The organism is Sanguibacteroides sp. AM78-02pH3A (assembly GCF_027666085.1).
Classification (GTDB): domain Bacteria; phylum Bacteroidota; class Bacteroidia; order Bacteroidales; family Marinifilaceae; genus Gabonibacter; species Gabonibacter massiliensis.
In genome coordinates this window covers 223,470-239,882 of sequence record NZ_JAQEHX010000002.1, presented here as the reverse complement: position 1 = coordinate 239,882, position 16,413 = coordinate 223,470, and the positions used below count along the sequence as shown (strand labels likewise).

16 protein-coding genes and 1 tRNA gene are annotated in these 16,413 nt (G+C 43.5%); 12 read left to right on the top strand and 5 right to left on the bottom strand.

Features of this window, described 5'->3' with window-relative positions; all coding sequences use genetic code 11:
- Nucleotides 1-9: 9 nt before the first annotated feature.
- The 3 genes from PGR74_RS03835 to PGR74_RS03825 form a co-directional block, all read right to left on the bottom strand.
- Nucleotides 10-771, bottom strand: a complete 762-nt coding sequence (locus tag PGR74_RS03835) for a hypothetical protein (RefSeq protein ID WP_270516733.1) — start codon at nucleotides 769-771, stop codon at nucleotides 10-12.
- Nucleotides 772-922: 151 nt separating this feature from the next.
- On the bottom strand, nucleotides 923-1,525 hold the full coding sequence (locus tag PGR74_RS03830) for a hypothetical protein (RefSeq protein WP_041505242.1): 603 nt from the start codon (nucleotides 1,523-1,525) through the stop codon (nucleotides 923-925).
- Nucleotides 1,526-1,536: 11 nt separating this feature from the next.
- A complete protein-coding gene (locus PGR74_RS03825; protein ID WP_052634616.1) occupies nucleotides 1,537-2,037 on the bottom strand; it encodes an RNA polymerase sigma factor in 501 nt (166 codons plus the stop codon).
- A gap of 152 nt (nucleotides 2,038-2,189) precedes the next feature.
- Between PGR74_RS03825 and lepA the strand changes: the two genes are divergently transcribed.
- The 5 genes from lepA to dinB all read left to right on the top strand — a co-directional run bounded on the left by lepA (nucleotide 2,190) and on the right by dinB (nucleotide 8,839).
- On the top strand, nucleotides 2,190-3,977 hold the full coding sequence (gene lepA, locus PGR74_RS03820) for a translation elongation factor 4 (protein ID WP_041503271.1): 1,788 nt from the start codon (nucleotides 2,190-2,192) through the stop codon (nucleotides 3,975-3,977).
- A 26-nt stretch (nucleotides 3,978-4,003) separates the two neighbouring features.
- On the top strand, nucleotides 4,004-5,311 hold the full coding sequence (locus PGR74_RS03815) for an amidohydrolase family protein (RefSeq protein ID WP_041503270.1): 1,308 nt from the start codon (nucleotides 4,004-4,006) through the stop codon (nucleotides 5,309-5,311).
- 179 nt (nucleotides 5,312-5,490) lie between these two features.
- Nucleotides 5,491-6,354, top strand: a complete 864-nt coding sequence (gene speB, locus PGR74_RS03810) for an agmatinase (RefSeq protein WP_041503268.1) — start codon at nucleotides 5,491-5,493, stop codon at nucleotides 6,352-6,354.
- Nucleotides 6,355-6,487: 133 nt separating this feature from the next.
- Nucleotides 6,488-7,510: a 1,9-bis(guanidino)-5-aza-nonane synthase gene (locus PGR74_RS03805; protein ID WP_041503267.1), complete on the top strand. Its 1,023-nt coding sequence runs from the start codon at nucleotides 6,488-6,490 to the stop codon at nucleotides 7,508-7,510.
- Nucleotides 7,511-7,762: 252 nt separating this feature from the next.
- On the top strand, nucleotides 7,763-8,839 hold the full coding sequence (gene dinB, locus PGR74_RS03800) for a DNA polymerase IV (RefSeq protein ID WP_082027540.1): 1,077 nt from the start codon (nucleotides 7,763-7,765) through the stop codon (nucleotides 8,837-8,839).
- A gap of 214 nt (nucleotides 8,840-9,053) precedes the next feature.
- On the opposite strand, the gene speA is transcribed toward dinB, so the two are convergent.
- Entirely contained in the window at nucleotides 9,054-10,946 is a 1,893-nt protein-coding gene (gene speA / locus PGR74_RS03795) for a biosynthetic arginine decarboxylase (protein ID WP_041503265.1), read from the bottom strand.
- 269 nt (nucleotides 10,947-11,215) lie between these two features.
- Nucleotides 11,216-11,288: transfer RNA gene (locus tag PGR74_RS03790), tRNA-Pro, on the bottom strand.
- Between the two features lie 91 nt (nucleotides 11,289-11,379).
- On the opposite strand from PGR74_RS03790, the gene rbfA reads away from it, so the two are divergent.
- From rbfA to pheS, 7 genes are all read left to right on the top strand, one after another.
- Nucleotides 11,380-11,715, top strand: coding sequence for a 30S ribosome-binding factor RbfA (gene rbfA / locus PGR74_RS03785; RefSeq protein WP_041503264.1), 336 nt, complete (start codon nucleotides 11,380-11,382; stop codon nucleotides 11,713-11,715).
- A 65-nt stretch (nucleotides 11,716-11,780) separates the two neighbouring features.
- Nucleotides 11,781-12,989, top strand: a complete 1,209-nt coding sequence (locus PGR74_RS03780) for an ABC transporter permease (RefSeq protein WP_041505244.1) — start codon at nucleotides 11,781-11,783, stop codon at nucleotides 12,987-12,989.
- A gap of 4 nt (nucleotides 12,990-12,993) precedes the next feature.
- Entirely contained in the window at nucleotides 12,994-13,818 is an 825-nt protein-coding gene (locus PGR74_RS03775) for a peptidylprolyl isomerase (RefSeq protein WP_052649402.1), read from the top strand.
- Nucleotides 13,818-14,225, top strand: coding sequence for a VanZ family protein (locus tag PGR74_RS03770; RefSeq protein WP_041503262.1), 408 nt, complete (start codon nucleotides 13,818-13,820; stop codon nucleotides 14,223-14,225). Before PGR74_RS03775 ends, PGR74_RS03770 begins: the two co-directional genes overlap by 1 nt.
- A 78-nt stretch (nucleotides 14,226-14,303) precedes the next feature.
- Nucleotides 14,304-14,618: an MGMT family protein gene (locus PGR74_RS03765; RefSeq protein WP_041503489.1), complete on the top strand. Its 315-nt coding sequence runs from the start codon at nucleotides 14,304-14,306 to the stop codon at nucleotides 14,616-14,618.
- 11 nt (nucleotides 14,619-14,629) lie between these two features.
- Nucleotides 14,630-15,214 (top strand): sugar O-acetyltransferase, encoded by a 585-nt coding sequence (locus PGR74_RS03760; protein WP_041505325.1) that lies wholly within the window; start codon nucleotides 14,630-14,632, stop codon nucleotides 15,212-15,214.
- A 96-nt stretch (nucleotides 15,215-15,310) separates the two neighbouring features.
- Complete coding sequence (pheS, locus tag PGR74_RS03755) at nucleotides 15,311-16,333, top strand: phenylalanine--tRNA ligase subunit alpha (RefSeq protein WP_041503260.1); 1,023 nt, start codon at nucleotides 15,311-15,313, stop codon at nucleotides 16,331-16,333.
- Nucleotides 16,334-16,413 lie beyond the last annotated feature (80 nt).

Below are 16,413 nucleotides of genomic sequence, written 5' to 3'. Positions count from 1 at the left end.
GGGAAAATATTACTCTCCCAACATTTTCTGACGGTACTCTGACAAAATCTTATCTATCTCCTCCTGAATACGGTTCAGCTCCTCGTCCCGGAGTAAAGGATTTTCCAACCAGATCAACATCTGGGAACACTCTTGAAGCCGCAACTCCACATATTTTTTCAGATAGGTAAGCTCCAAACGATTTTCCTTTCCCAAATCCTTCGAACGCTCTATCGTCCGCAACGCATCCTGATATTTTTTCCAACAAACGAGAGAGACCGTATCCACGTAAGCACGAACAATTTCCGGGTCCTCTTCCCGCTCAATCATCTCGTAAACCTTCAACGCTTTTTCTTCATTTAGATCCAGTTCCTCCGGCCATACATTCCCTATATCCGTAAAAAACAGAGTGGCGACCAGCAACAAGAGCAAAACCGAAAGACCCACGAGGCTAACACCCAAAGCCCGCCAGGCGGAATAGAAGGTACCGCCCTCCCGGGCGTGTTCATCCAAACGTCTTTTTTGGGTCTTATAAACAACAAAACCGATAATGATCACGCTCAATCCCGGTATCAAATATCGAGGAACCCGATCTGCCTGCTCATCCGGCAAAGAACATAAAACAAGTACGATCACAAGGGTTAAAAGTAAAGATATCAACAAGGTAAACCAAGCCGCCTTTCTACGGCCCATGTGAAAAAAATTTATACTCATCAACAATCCTCCCGAAAAAGGACCGAACAACAAAGTCATAAGATCGATAATCTTCTCTTTATAAAATTTTGCCTCCACGTTTTCAAATAATAAAATTTTCGGTCTGATGCTTTTTCAAACGCACAAACTTAAAAAATTATTCGAACATATTACCCTGTAACTACTTTCTGAACAGATTATCGTTCATAAAATGAAAGGATTTACAAATCCGCCGATTGTAAAGCTCCTATCAATCCTTCTCGACTTCTTCCCACTCTTCAATACTCTCTTGTATCTCCTGAATATTTTTCAGCGTAAAACGCCGATAGATAATCCAACTTAATAAAACGGCAAATAAAAGACCTATTGCAACAAAAATAAGAATGAAATAGTACGCGATATCGCTAAAAGCTTTAAGAGAACTAATGAACAAAACAGCATACATGATACCGAGAAAAGGAGTAAACAATAATTCTGTCTGAGAACTCCTTTTATAACGATGAATGGAGAAGGCAAGCTCTTTCATGTTTTTCTTTATCGCATCCATCCGGTGTAACGATCGTAGACCTCTCCACACGTATAAGACCATAAAAAACAATACCAAAAGATTAACCCACAAGAACCAATCCTGCATATGTTTCTTCCCAACCGGCCCACTCCACACGATAGTACAACAAATGATACTTATACAAGCACATATTCCCGACCAAATCTCAGCATTGATTAATTTATCGATAGCCTGATTCCGTTTCCCTTCTATCATTTTTCTAATCATCCGTTCATCGAGAATCTCTTTTCTTTTGAGGGATTCTTCCCAGGAATTCCAATTATCTTTCATTTTATCCAATTCCATAACACAATAATTTAACCATTAGACATGTTTTTCAATTTTTCTTTGATCCTGCTGAGTTTTGTCGCAACATTCGTCACCGACAATCCCGTAATCACCGCTATTTCCTGGTACGACTTTTCTTCCAGATAAAGCAACACCAATGCCCTTTCCAGCTGCCCCAGCCGATCGATCAAAACATACATCTCTTTTATCTCTCCCGCTACATCCCTGTCATCGTCCGGCAAATCCGACGCGACATCAATCGGTAGTATCTTCGACCTTTTTATAAACCGTCTGAAATAGGAGATGGAGGTATTCAAAGCAATCCGATACACCCACGTAGAAGGCTTTGCATCCCGGCGAAAATCGGGAAACCCCTTCCACAAATTGATTACCGTCTCCTGATACAAATCGTTTAAATGGCCTGCATCCCGGGAATATAAATAGCAGACCTTATAAATGATCCGTTGGTGCTCCTGAATAAAAGCAATAAACTCTTTTTCTAACTCCTGATCCATCGATTTTTTTCTCATAAGACGCACGCAAGAAACAAAAATCACAGCAGACTAAAAAATATTTTATACGATTCTGTCGTTTAGCCCGTTTCATTTTCAAAACTCGACACTTCATATTCACGGAAAATCACTATCTTTGCACTCCAAATTATTAATTGCAAATTTCATACATGGAGCACATTAGGAATTTCTGTATTATCGCACATATTGATCACGGAAAAAGTACATTGGCAGACAGGCTGCTGGAATACACGGGGACAGTGACAGGCAAAGCCTTACAGGCTCAGGTTCTCGATGACATGGACCTGGAGAGAGAGCGGGGAATCACCATTAAAAGCCATGCCATTCAGATGGATTACAATTACAAGGGAGAAAAATACGTGCTAAACCTGATCGATACGCCGGGACATGTGGATTTTTCCTATGAAGTATCCCGTTCCATCGCGGCCTGCGAAGGGGCTCTACTGATCGTGGACGCGACACAAGGTATTCAGGCCCAAACGATATCCAACCTTTATTTGGCAATAGACAATAATTTGGAGGTCATTCCGGTGTTGAACAAAATGGATATGCCCAACGCCATGCCCGAAGAGGTAAAAGACCAGATCGAAGAACTTTTAGGTTGTAAAAGAGAAGATATATTGGAAGCCAGCGGTAAAACCGGAATGGGTGTCGACCGGATATTGGAAGCCGTCGTGGAACGGATTCCAGCTCCCACGGGAGATCCTGAAGCTCCGTTGCAAGCTTTGATTTTCGATTCCGAATTCAACTCCTTCCGCGGGATTATCACTTATTGTCGCATCGTGAACGGTTCTTTAAAAAGCGGAGATAAGGTCAAATTTGTAAACACGGGAAAGGAGTATACCGCGGACGAAATCGGTGTTTTACGCCTGAATCAGGAACCCCGCGCCGAATTGCCGACGGGGGATGTCGGCTACATTATTTCCGGCATCAAGACCTCTTCGGAGGTGAAGGTCGGCGATACGATTACTCATATCAACCGCCCTTGCGACAAAGCTATCGAGGGTTTCGAAGAGGTTAAGCCCATGGTATTCGCGGGAATATACCCCATCGATTCGGAGGATTACGAAGATTTACGAACTTCCATAGAGAAACTGCAACTTAACGATGCTTCCCTGACTTTTGAACCGGAATCTTCAGCAGCTTTAGGCTTCGGTTTTCGCTGCGGATTTTTGGGGATGTTGCATATGGAGATCATTCAGGAACGGTTAGACCGCGAATTCGACATGAATGTGATCACGACGGTTCCTAACGTAATGTATATCGCTCACACGACCAAAGGAGAGGTATACGAGATGCACAACCCGTCGGACATGCCCTCTCCGACCACGTTGGATTACATCGAAGAACCTTATATAAAAGCACAGATCATCACCCCGACCGAATACATCGGTCCGATCATGACCCTCTGCCTCGGAAAGCGGGGAACTTTGATCAAACAACACTACCTGACCGGTAACCGCATCGAGTTAAACTATGAAATGCCGCTTGCCGAGATCGTGTTCGATTTCTACGATAAACTGAAGAGCATCACCAAAGGATACGCCTCTTTCGACTATTTCCAAATCGGTTACAGACAAGCCAACCTGGTTAAACTGGACATCCTGCTGAACGGGGAGTCCGTGGATGCCCTTTCCGCACTTATTCATTTCGATAACGCCTATTCGTTCGGAAAACGGATTTGCGAGAAACTCAAGGAACTCATTCCCCGACAACAATTCGATATTGCCATCCAAGCTGCCATCGGAGCCAAAATCATCTCCCGGGAAACCATAAAGGCCGTCCGGAAAGACGTTACTGCCAAATGTTACGGGGGTGATATCTCCCGGAAACGCAAATTGCTGGAAAAACAGAAAAAAGGGAAGAAACGAATGAAACAGATCGGGAACGTGGAAGTACCGCAAAAAGCATTCCTTGCCGTTTTGAAGTTAGATTAAGGTAACCTGTTCATAAACAAACGGACATGAAAAAACAGATCATCAATGCCTGCATCGTTACGATGAATTCCCAAATGGAGGTGGTAAAAAACGGCTTTATCGATATCGAAGGAGATGAAATCCTCCGTATAGGATCTATGAATGAACGCCAAACAAACAGCCCCGAAATAGAGATCACGGATGCGGCAGGAATGATTGTTATGCCCGGTTTCATTAACACTCATACCCATGTTCCCATGACCCTTTTGCGCGGATTTGCTGATGATCTTCCCTTGCACGAGTGGCTGACGGAACACATTTTTCCGGCAGAAGCTCGTCTCGTCACGCCCGAAAATGTTCGGATTGCCAGCCGGTTGGCTTTTATCGAGATGATCAAATCGGGTACGACTTGTTTCAACGACATGTACTTTTTTGAAGATATCATCGCGGAAGAGGCTAAAAAGGCAGGCATTCGGGGGGTAGTGGGAGAATCGCTTATCGATTTCCCGACAGCCAGCTTTAAAACAGTAGAAGAAGGACTCTCTCTTTGCGAACAATTGATACAAAAGTGGCAAAACGACAGCTTGATTCATCCTTCCGTTTGCGCTCACTCTCCTTATACCTGTTCCGAAAAGACACTGAAAAGCGGTAAGCGATTGGCAGACAAATACAATACGCTCTTACAGATTCATGTTTCGGAAACACGAAAAGAGGTGGAAGATATTAAAATCCGTACCGGAAAAACTCCGGGAGAATATCTCCATTCCATCGGATTATTGGACAAAAACGTCATTGCGGCCCACGGCGTGTGGCTGACCCCGAAAGAAACAGAATTATTCGCAAGCACACGTACTTCTATCGGGCATTGTCCCAAAAGCAACCTGAAATTAGCCAGCGGAATTGCCGATACGGACTCCTACCGGAAAGCAGGTGTCACGGTCGGAATCGGAACCGACGGCACCGCAAGTAACAACACCTTGGATATGGTGGAGGAGATGCGCTTCGCCGCCCTATTGCCTAAAGTAGTCCACTACAACCCGGAGGCAATCCAGGCCCGTACGGCCTTACAAATGGCAACCCTCAACGGGGCAAAGGCTCTGGGGTTAGACGGAATCACCGGTTCCATAGAGACAGGGAAAAAAGCGGATCTGATACTCGTGCATGCTAATGCCAGCAATATGATTCCCGTTTACGACGAATACTCCGCGATCGTCTATGCCATGAACAGCAAAAATATCCGTTATTCCATGGTAAACGGGGAATGGATCATGAAAAATCGGGAGGTATTGCATATCGATAAAGAAGAGACCTTAAAGGCAGTGAAACGAATTGCCTGCTCGTTTCGTCTTTCGTAAAAGGATTTGTATTTAAAAAATCCCTATCCTTTGAGCCTATTTTTTCCGATTCGTAAAAAGATTAGGACGGAAGCAAGTTATTTTCAATTTTCATCTTTCAATTTTCAATTAAATAGTTTAGCTTTGCAATCCTTATTTATAAAAGAAAAAGTTTATAAACAATATAAACACAAGAAGATATGGAAAATTTAAATTATGGCGGACTGGAAGAAGAGTATACAGCATACGATAAAGCCGAAATCGTAATATTACCCGTTCCCTATGACGGGACAAGTACTTGGATAAAAGGTGCCGATAAAGGTCCGGATGCACTTTTAGAAGCTTCTGCCAATATGGAGCTTTATGATATTGAAACAGATTCTGAAGTATATAGAAAAGGCATTGCAACCGTAGAGCCTGTCTCGGAAGCATCTTCTCCCGAAGCCATGTCTCAGGAAGTTGAACGCCGGGTAGATGCGATACTAAAAGACAAGAAATTTCCTGTCATCTTAGGAGGAGAACACTCCGTAAGTATCGGAGCTTTCCGGGCTTTTGCCAAACATTTCGATAAATTCTCGGTTTTACAACTCGACGCCCATTCGGACATGCGTAGCGAATACGAAGGTTCCACCCATAACCACGCCTGTGTTATGGCCAGGGCAAAAGAAGTCGCAACCATAGCCCAGGTTGGAATCAGAAGTTCTGCCATCGAAGAGAAAGAGAATATCATGCCGGACCGCATCTTCTATGCCCATGACTTACATGATGCCAAGGAAGGTAGTAACTGGATGTACATGGTTTCTCAAAAATTACACGACAACGTGTATATCACCATCGATCTCGACGTGTTCGACCCGGCCATCATGCCCTCTACCGGAACTCCAGAACCGGACGGACTTTATTACCGGGAAGTTCTGAATTTCCTGAAACTGATCAACGAGAGACATAATATCATCGGTATGGATGTTGTGGAACTATGCCCGAACGAGTCGAATAAAGCTCCCGATTTCTTGGCCAGCAAGCTGATTTATCAGATATTGAGCATGAAATACAACAACCAATAAAAGATTTATGATTAAGCGATTCCGTGATTTTACGACTAAAAAATCACCCGATCGTTCAATCAACTTCCAATTAAAAATATTGAGTCTATAAGGTCCTCATAATTGCACCTTTATATTTTTAAGATTAACAAAAATGGAAAAGAAAGATTTATTAAAAGACACCATCAAACACATCGACATCAAATCGTATGACTCAACGCAATTAATCGACGCGATGCGCGATATGTCATTCACCTCTCGCGATACCGCTCGTGCCGCCGATATCTTGATGAAAATGGTGAAAGAGAAAGAGTGTACTAATATTCTTACCATTGCCGGCAGCACCAGTGCCGCCGGATGTATGCAGGTATACGTGGACATGGTTCGCAACAAAATGGTCGACGTCGTGGTTTCTACCGGGGCCTCCATTATCGACATGGACCTTTTCGAGGCTCTTGGTTTCAAACACTATAAAGGTAGCCAGGACGTGCCGGATATGCAATTACGCGAACTTTACATTGACCGTATCTACGATACGTTCATCGATGAAGAAGAACTCCAGGCTTGCGACCATACGACTTACGAAATCGCCAACAATTTAGAGCCTCGTCCTTACTCTTCCCGAGAGTTCATCTGGGAAATCGGAAAATGGTTACACGAGGGACATGCCGTGAAAAAAGACAGCTTGATTCAAACATGCTACGAATGCGGAGTACCTATCTTCTGTCCTGCTTTTTCCGATTGTAGCGCCGGATTCGGCATCGGAAAACATCAATGGGAACACCCGGATAAACATGTTTCTATCGACTCCGTGAAAGATTTTATCGAATTGACCAAAATTAAAATCGAAGCAGGAACCACCGGTTTGTTCATGGTAGGCGGAGGTACTCCGAAAAATTTTGCACAGGACACGGTTGTATGTGCCGAAATCTTAGGTTATGAAGTACCCATGCATAAATACGCCATCCAAATCACCGTAGCCGATGTTCGGGACGGAGCCTGCTCTTCATCCACATTAAAAGAAGCTTGCTCCTGGGGTAAGGTGGATGTCACCTACGAACAAATGGTATATGCAGAAGGAACCACCGTCATTCCATTGATCGCCAGCTATATATATCACAGCAATGCATGGAAGGCAAGAGAATACAAAAACTGGAATAAACTATTCGTAAAATAAGTCATTAGCGATTTTTTACCATATAAAACTGTCCCTAATTTATTTTCGGGACAGTTTTTATTTCATCAAGTATTTTCCTTTTTAAGAAGAATCGATGGTTAACAACAAAAAAGAGTGACATCACTTTCATTTATCTTCCTCACTTCCGCATTATTTTTGTGCTGCTATTATTAAAAAGAATTGAATAAAAAAAGAAATACCCGTCTCTTCTTCCGGAATAACATATAATCGGTTACCTTCGTAACGACCAACATGTACAACCGAAAAATTATCCATATCGATATGGACGCCTTTTATGCATCCATCGAACAACGCGACCATCCGGAATACCGGGGAAAACCCGTTGTGGTAGGACGTCCGGAAGCCCGGGGAGTCATCGCTGCCGCCAGCTACGAAGCACGTCGGTACGGTATCCATTCGGCCATGTCCTCCATGAAGGCCCTAAAGCTTTGTCCGGACTTGATCTTTATCTCCTCCCGCATGGAGGTATATAAGGCCGTTTCCCGGGAAATCCATCAGATTTTCAGAAAATACACGGACCTGATCGAATCGCTTTCCATTGATGAAGCTTTTTTAGATGTAACCGAAAATAAAAAAGGTATCTTTCTGGCAGTCGACGTTGCCAAAGCAATCAAAAAAGAGATCAAAGAAAAATTAGGATTGATCGCATCGGCCGGAATCTCTTACAATAAATTTTTGGCAAAAATCGCCTCCGATTACCGGAAACCGGACGGTCTCTACACGATCCATCCGGACAGGGCACTCTCGTTTATCGCAAAGCTCCCTATTGAAGCTTTCTGGGGTATCGGAAAAGTCACAGCCCGAAAAATGCATGAGCTCGGAGTACATACGGGACAGGATTTACAATACTGTTCCCCGGAATTTCTGACACGCAATTTCGGAAAAGCGGGAACGCTCTACTACGATTTCGCTCACGGCATCGATCCCCGTCCCGTGGAACCGTTTAGAATCCGTAAATCGGTAGGATGCGAACAAACTTACGATAAAGACCTGACAACCCATACCGCTCTTATCATAGAGCTCTATCACATCACGAAAGAGCTCATCCGCCGATTGGAAAAAAATAACTTCAAAGGGCATACACTAACCTTAAAAGTGAAATTTCCCGATTTTACACAGAAAACCCGCAGCATCAGTTTAAGCAACGAATTGACTACTTTACAAGAGATTCTCCCTTTGGCGAAGAATTTATTGAACGAGTTGAAATTGGAGGACTACCGCATCCGCCTGTTAGGTTTATCCGTTTCCAATCCTTTTGACGGTTCATCCCCTCACCAACCTACACAACTTAGCTTTAATTTTAAATAATTACGAAAACATTTAGAGCGAATCTCCGTAAAAGAACACGAGAAACAACTACTCATTAACCGAAATGTAATAGAGTTGTCTTATTTATAAAAACAGAATCCACTACACTTGTAGTGGATTTCAAACTGAACTTAGACGTTTTTTTTCATAAATTTGTTATTGATACTGTAAGGTCCCTGCTGCGACAGCACGGACCTTTTTCTATTCGCCTAAATTATTCCAAATAAGTATATCCATACAGGCCGGAACGGTAATTAGATAAAAATTCCCGTCCTTCTTCCGCCGATATAATTCCTTTTTTTACGGAACTGGTAACCCAAACCTCTACAGTCCGCGCCATTCGTTTCGGCATAAATTGTACATATTCAAGCACGTCGGCTACCGTCTCTCCCTCGATGATCTTATCGATCACGTATTCGTCTCCCTTCACTTTAATATGCACGGCATTGGTGTCCCCGAAAAGATTATGCAGGTCTCCCAATATCTCCTGATAAGCTCCCACGAGGAAGACGCCAAAATAATAGGGTTCTTTCCCGTTCAACTCGTGCACGGGTAAATGATAGGAGAAATTACGGGTAGAGATAAAATTATCTATCTTGCCATCCGAATCACAAGTAATATCCTGTATCGTAGCCGATTTGGTCGGTTGCTCGTTCAACCGGGTAATCGGAATGATCGGGAATATCTGATCGATGGCCCAAGAGTCCGGTAAAGACTGGAACAGTGAAAAGTTACAAAAATACTTATCCGGCAAAAGTTTGGAAATCTTCTTCAATTCATCCGGAGCATGTTTCGTATTGACGGCCATGTCATACACGTCACGGGCTACCGACCAGAAAAGACGCTCCACCTGTGCTCTCGTCCGCAAATCTATCAGTCCTAAATTAAAGAGTCCCAAGGCATCCTCCCGGATCTGCATGGCATCGTGCCAGGTTTCAATCAAACGCGGCTGATTCAGGTTTTCCCACAAGTCGTAAAGTTCTTTTACCAATTCATGGGCATCCTCTGTTATCTCCTCGTTTTCGTCAAATTCGGGCAAGCTGGTACTGGCCAATGCTTCAAAGACCAACACCGAATGATGAGCCGTTAAAGAACGCCCCGATTCCGTAATAACATTGGGTTGTTTCAATTCATTCTTCTCGCAGGCATCTACAATCGCTGAAACCGCATCGTTTACATACTCTTGAATCGAATAGTTCATACTATTCCCACTCGTAGCCGAACGCGTCCCGTCATAGTCCACTCCCAAACCTCCGCCGATATCCACGAAATCGATATCGTATCCCATGGACTGCAATTGCACGTAAAACTGAGAAGCCTCCTTTAAAGCTGTCTTTATCCGGCGGATATTGGTTACCTGACTACCGATATGGAAATGGATCAGCTTAAGACAATCCATCAGTTTGTTCTTTTCCAAGATATCCAGGGCTTCGAGCAATTCACTCGAATTTACGCCGAACTTGCTGACATCGCCCCCGGACTCTTCCCATTTTCCACTTCCAGAACTTGCCAATTTAATCCGGATCCCGATATTGGGACGTATCTTCAATCGTTTGGCAATAGAGGCAATATTCCGAAGTTCGTTTAACTTTTCGACCACCAGGAATATATTCCGTCCCATCTTTTGGGCCAAAAGAGCCAATTCGATATAATTCTCATCCTTATAGCCATTACAAATGATCATGGCGTCATCATCGATATCAATAGACAATACCGCGTGTAATTCCGGTTTCGAACCGGCCTCCAATCCGATATTATACTTGGTCCCGTGACTTACAATCTCCTCCACCACCGGACGCATCTGATTCACCTTTATCGGGTAGATAATAAAATTCTTTCCCGTATAACCGTACTCTTTCGCCGCAGCCTCGAAACAATTCGAAATTTTCTCGATCCGGTTATCCAAAATATCCGGAAATCTTAATAATACAGGAGCCGACACGTCACGAACCTGAAGTTCTTCCATCAGTTCTTTCAAATCAATACGGGGCCCTCCCGTTTTAGGTGTCACCGTAACATGTCCTTTCTCGTTGATTGAAAAATAGTTCAGCCCCCAACCGTTGATATTGTACAGTTCGGCCGAATCGTCAATACTCCATTTTCTCATTTCTATGCAAGACCGTTTTAAGATTGATTGTTTGCGCAAATCTACAATATATTTTCAATATTAATATACTTTTCAGGCAGATTGTCAGCAGAATATTAGTTACAAATTTTAAATTGCAGATCGTATATTTAAAATTACAATTTAAGCCATCAGCAGCAAGAATAAAATAGTAGTAAAATACGACGATCCGTTTTTACAACAATCGGGGACGACACGACAGCCACCCAAAAGAAAAACACGCTGTAAGTCAGCGTGTTCATTTCTAACAGTCGGGATGACTGGACTCGAACCAGCGGCCTCCACGTCCCGAACGTGGCGCGCTACCAACTGCGCTACATCCCGTTTTCGTTTTGCGAGGGCAAAGATAATAAAAGTCTAAATTAAAATCACTATCTTTGTAGAAATTTTTACCGAATCATCAATTTTTCTTATAATGGACTCAATCAGACAAAATAAAGTAGGACGTTTAATTCAAAAAGACTTAAGCGAAATGTTTCAGAAGGAGTGTAAGGAGTATACCGTGGGAGCTATTTTATCCGTTACAGCCGTAAGAGTCAGTCCGGATTTATCCTACGCGAGGGTATACCTAAGCATCTTCCCTTCCGAATTGACGGAAAAGGTTCTGAACAGCTTAACGGAAAAAAATAAGAACATCCGTTTTATCCTCGGAAAAAAAATCGGTAAACAGATCCGCATCATTCCCGAACTGAGATTTTTCGTGGATGACAGTCTCGATTATATCGAAAAAATCGACGAACTTTTAAAATAATTTCGATACCTTCGAGTCGAGTCAAATCAAACAGTCGGCGAGGCTGAAACCCAAAGCTCTTTTTCATGAATTTATCGGTATTCATCGCACGGCGATACCTGTTTTCAAAAAAGAAGCAGAATGCCATCAATATTATCTCGATTATCAGCATGATCGGGGTAGCTATCGGTACGGCCGCCCTGATTGTCGTCCTCTCCGTTTTCAACGGGATCGACTTGCTTCTGACCGACGCTACCGATAGTTTTACCCCTGACATCACCTTGTCCCCGGTAAAAGGAAAATTTTTCAAAACGGACTCTTTACTGATAGAGACGTTGAAACACACGGAAGGAATTCGGTCCTACGATCCCGTCGTAGAAGAAAAGGCTTTGGTAAAGTACGGGAAAAAACTTATGCCCGTAACGGTGAAAGGAGTCGATAAAAATTACAACGAGCACACCGGGATAGACCACACGATCTCTACCGGGAAATACTCCTTAAAAGAAGGAGACAAATACACGGCCGTCCTCGGATATTCGATTGCCGCAACACTCAAGCTCAGAATCGGGCTAACGACACCCATGACCTTTTATTATCCGGACAAAAACTCCTCTTCGGCGGCATCGGCCCTGAACAGCGAGAATATTTTTCCGATAGCCCTGTTCTCCGCTCAACAGGACATTGACGGCAAATACGTCATCACGGACATCGATTTCGCCCGTAGACTTTTCATGGTACCGGGAGAGATCTCTCAAATCGAAATCAAACTAAACGATCCGGACCGGATCTCTAACATCAAAGCCGAACTCAAGAACGCCATTAACCAACAACAATACAAGGTCGAAGACAAATACGATACCAACCGTTCTTTCTACGCCATGATGAAATCGGAAAAGTTAGCCATCTTCCTGATCCTGCTCTTTATTCTTTTAATCGCCTCTTTCAATATCATCGGGTCCGTATCCATGCTGATCATCGACAAAAAAGAGGATATCGGCATATATCAAGCCCTTGGAATGAGCAGGGAAAAAATCATCTCCATATTCAAATTGGAAGGAAACCTGATTACCGGTATCGGAGCCCTTTTCGGACTTATCGTTGGTTCCTTACTCTGTTTGGGGCAGGAATATTTCGGATGGATTACTTTGGGTGAAGGAAATTACATGATCGATGCCTATCCCGTTAAACTGATAGGTCACGATATATTGATTATCCTGATCTCGGTTATTGCTATCGGTTACCTGGCATCACATTTTCCCGTAAAATACCTTATTCGTAAAATCGTTAAAAACTAATTCCATGAGACCTTATTTCTTTATCGGTTTGCTCTGTTTCCTATTCACCACAGCTTCCGTCCGCGGTTTAGGACAAACAAAAGAGACTCTTGTCCTGATCGAAACCAATATGGGGACGATGAAAGCCAAATTATACAACGACACGCCCATTCACCGGGATCATTTTATCAGACTGGCTAAAGCCGGGCATTATGACGGGACCCTTTTTTACAGAACGATCAAAAACTTTATCATTCAAGGAGGTTCTTCCGACAGCAGGAATGCCGTTCCCGGACAAGTTATCGGATTCGGAAAAGGAGTTATTATCGACGCGGAGATAAAACCGAACCATTACCATAAAAAAGGGGCTTTAGCAGCACCCCGTCAACCGGACCGGGTCAATTTCTTCAAAGAATCGGATATCTCCCAATTTTATATCGTACAAGGGAAAAAATATACTCCCGAGGAGTTAAAGAAAATAGAAAACGCCGCGAACGTTCCGATTAAAAAAGCCATCCAACAGAAATATTTCACGAAAGAAAAAAAAGCTATTTTAGACACGTTGCGCGCACAGAAAAAAGTGGCGGAATTTCGGGAAATCGCTGAAAAAATAAAAACGGACATTGCTTTCGAGTGGAATCTGAATACCGACAAAATCCACATGCCGGAAGATAAGATCGAGGCATACACGACCTTGGGCGGTGTCCATCATTTGGATAAAGAGTATACGGTATTCGGAGAGGTTATCGAAGGCTTGGATGTCATCGACCGTATTGCCGCCTTAAAGACGGACAAGCAAGACCGTCCGCTTACAGATGTAAAAATCATCCGCGTAAAAATCATCGAGTAATGATACCACGTAAACAAACCCTGCTATTTAGAAATATCATTTGGGCTCTCGTCATATTTATTCTATGTGCCATGCCCTCCGAGTCGGTTCCCGATCCGCATTTAAACATCCCGCATTTAGACAAGGTCGTACATTTCGGTATGTTTTTTATCATGGCCATTTTTTTATGCAGTGAACTGCATTATCAAACCAGAATACGTACCCATACTATCTTTTGGATAACCGTGATATTCAGTTTTATCTACGGCGGACTGATCGAGATTTTACAGATGACTTATTTCCAACGCGGAGGAGAGTGGGGCGATCTGCTGGCAGACGTATTGGGTGCTGTTGCCGGTTGTTTGCTTTATCCCGCGGTTAAAAGACAAAAAGACAAATTATTATCCCGAATCAAAAACAAGTTCTGATTGTACCCCTCGACAATAGAGCATTTGGAATTCTCCCCCCATTCGAATAAATTTGTTCCTTGTTTTGAATTTATACCCGTGAAAAAGACCGGAACAAAAGAAGAGTTTTATTCGGATGTATATCAAACCGTAAAAGAGATACCTCCTGGCTTTGTAAGTACTTACGGACAGATTGCCCGCCTGGCCGGACAACCGCAATATTCCAGACTGGTAGGACGGGCAATGTCTCATGCCCCTGCCTACTTAAATTTACCCTGTCACCGGGTTGTAAACAGCCAAGGGCGCACAGTTCCGGGATGGACGGAACAAAGGAAATTGCTTCTATCGGAAAATATCACCTTCAAATCGAACGGATGTGTCGATTTAAAAAGACATCTTTGGAGATTATTTTAAGAACACGAACCATGACAGAAAAAGAAAAAATGCTGACCGGAAAGATGTATATCGCCTCCGGGAAAGAGTTGACGGCCGAACGATTACACGCGAGAGAACTTTTGCTCGAATTCAATACTACGCCTCCCCGCGAACTGGAAAAACGGAGCGTTATCCTGAAGCGATTATTAGGAAAGACCGGAACGCAATATTACATAGAACCTCCCTTCCGGTGCGACTACGGCTACAACATTACCATCGGAGAAAACTTTTATGCCAATTATAACTGTACTATTTTGGATTGCGCCGAGGTTAAAATAGGAGATCATGTCCTTTTGGGCCCCAACGTATCCCTTTTTACAGCCGGACACCCGTTAGAAGCAACCGAAAGAAGCAAAGGTCTGGAATACGCTTATCCCATCACGATCGGTAATAACGTATGGATCGGAGGAGGAACCATTATCAATCCGGGTATTACGATCGGGGACAACAGCATCATCGGATCAGGCAGTATCGTCACTAAAAATATTCCGGCAAATGTAATTGCCGCAGGTAATCCTTGCAGGATCATCCGGCAACTCGGTGAAAACGACGAGGATAAAACGCAAACACGTTAAAAGCGGAGATCCCTCATAAAAATAACCCGCGATAGTGGAAAATAGAAAACTCTTTTTTTTTAACTTTGTCCTCCAAGGATTTCAAAATTAGAGAAGATGTTAGACAAGATTAAACAACTCTGCGCCGAAATCGGCAGTTTTAGAGCAAGCCACCTTGAAGAAGTGGAACAATTCAGGATTAAACATTTAAGCAAGAAGGGAACGATTGCCGCTCTTTTTGATGACTTCAAAAATGTACCTGTAGAGCAGAAGAAAGAGATAGGACAGGCTTTGAATGAGCTAAAAACGACCGCCATAGCCAAGGTGAACGAGTTGAAGGAGACGCTCTCCAACGTTCAGGAGGGCAAAAGCGACATCGATCTGACCATGCCGGGAGATCCTCTTAAATTAGGAACCCGCCATCCGCTCTCTATCGTAAAAAACGAGATTCTGTCTATCTTTAATAGATTAGGTTTTACCATATCCGAAGGACCGGAGATCGAAGACGATTGGCACAATTTTTCAGCCCTGAACTTCCCGGAAGAACATCCGGCCCGCGATATGCAGGATACCTTTTTCATCCAGAAGAATCCGGATTTGGTATTGCATACCCATACCTCGTCCGTTCAGGTACGGGACATGGAAACCCATGAATTACCGATTCGTTTGGTGACGCCGGGTCGCGTGTTCCGTAACGAAGCGATCTCCGCGCGGGCTCACTGCATCTTTCACCAGATCGAGGCCCTTTATATCGATGAAAACGTATCGTTTGCCGATCTGAAACAGACTCTAACCTATTTCGCAAAGGAGTTGTTCGGACCGGAGACCCAAATCCGTCTGAGGCCCTCCTACTTCCCTTTCACGGAACCCTCGGCCGAGATGGATGTATCTTGTACCCTATGTCACGGAAAAGGATGTAACGTGTGTAAAGGAACAGGATGGTTAGAAATATTAGGCTGCGGGATGGTCGATCCCAATGTATTGGAATTAAACGGGATAGATAAAGACAAATATACCGGATTCGCTTTAGGAATGGGTATCGAACGCATCTCCATGTTAAAGTACGGTATCAAAGACCTGCGTCTTTTCTTTGAAAACGATATCCGGTTTTTAGAACAATTTTCCGCCGCGGGAATCTAACTCGATTCCATGATGTTGTGATTAAGGGATTCTGTGATTGAAACTTCTACAATCGCCGAATCGCTTAATTCTTTAATCGT

Bases quoted from the DNA above. Each gene is read 5' to 3' on its own strand.
- PGR74_RS03830 (WP_041505242.1), bottom strand. From the start codon at position 1,525: ATGGAATTGGATAAAATGAAAGATAATTGGAATTCCTGGGAAGAATCC.
- PGR74_RS03825 (WP_052634616.1), bottom strand. From the start codon at position 2,037: ATGAGAAAAAAATCGATGGATCAGGAGTTAGAAAAAGAGTTTATTGCT.
- lepA (WP_041503271.1), top strand. From the start codon at position 2,190: ATGGAGCACATTAGGAATTTCTGTATTATCGCACATATTGATCACGGA.
- PGR74_RS03815 (WP_041503270.1), top strand. From the start codon at position 4,004: ATGAAAAAACAGATCATCAATGCCTGCATCGTTACGATGAATTCCCAA.
- speB (WP_041503268.1), top strand. From the start codon at position 5,491: ATGGAAAATTTAAATTATGGCGGACTGGAAGAAGAGTATACAGCATAC.
- PGR74_RS03805 (WP_041503267.1), top strand. From the start codon at position 6,488: ATGGAAAAGAAAGATTTATTAAAAGACACCATCAAACACATCGACATC.
- dinB (WP_082027540.1), top strand. From the start codon at position 7,763: ATGTACAACCGAAAAATTATCCATATCGATATGGACGCCTTTTATGCA.
- speA (WP_041503265.1), bottom strand. From the start codon at position 10,946: ATGAGAAAATGGAGTATTGACGATTCGGCCGAACTGTACAATATCAAC.
- rbfA (WP_041503264.1), top strand. From the start codon at position 11,380: ATGGACTCAATCAGACAAAATAAAGTAGGACGTTTAATTCAAAAAGAC.
- PGR74_RS03780 (WP_041505244.1), top strand. From the start codon at position 11,781: ATGAATTTATCGGTATTCATCGCACGGCGATACCTGTTTTCAAAAAAG.
- PGR74_RS03775 (WP_052649402.1), top strand. From the start codon at position 12,994: ATGAGACCTTATTTCTTTATCGGTTTGCTCTGTTTCCTATTCACCACA.
- PGR74_RS03770 (WP_041503262.1), top strand. From the start codon at position 13,818: ATGATACCACGTAAACAAACCCTGCTATTTAGAAATATCATTTGGGCT.
- PGR74_RS03760 (WP_041505325.1), top strand. From the start codon at position 14,630: ATGACAGAAAAAGAAAAAATGCTGACCGGAAAGATGTATATCGCCTCC.
- pheS (WP_041503260.1), top strand. From the start codon at position 15,311: ATGTTAGACAAGATTAAACAACTCTGCGCCGAAATCGGCAGTTTTAGA.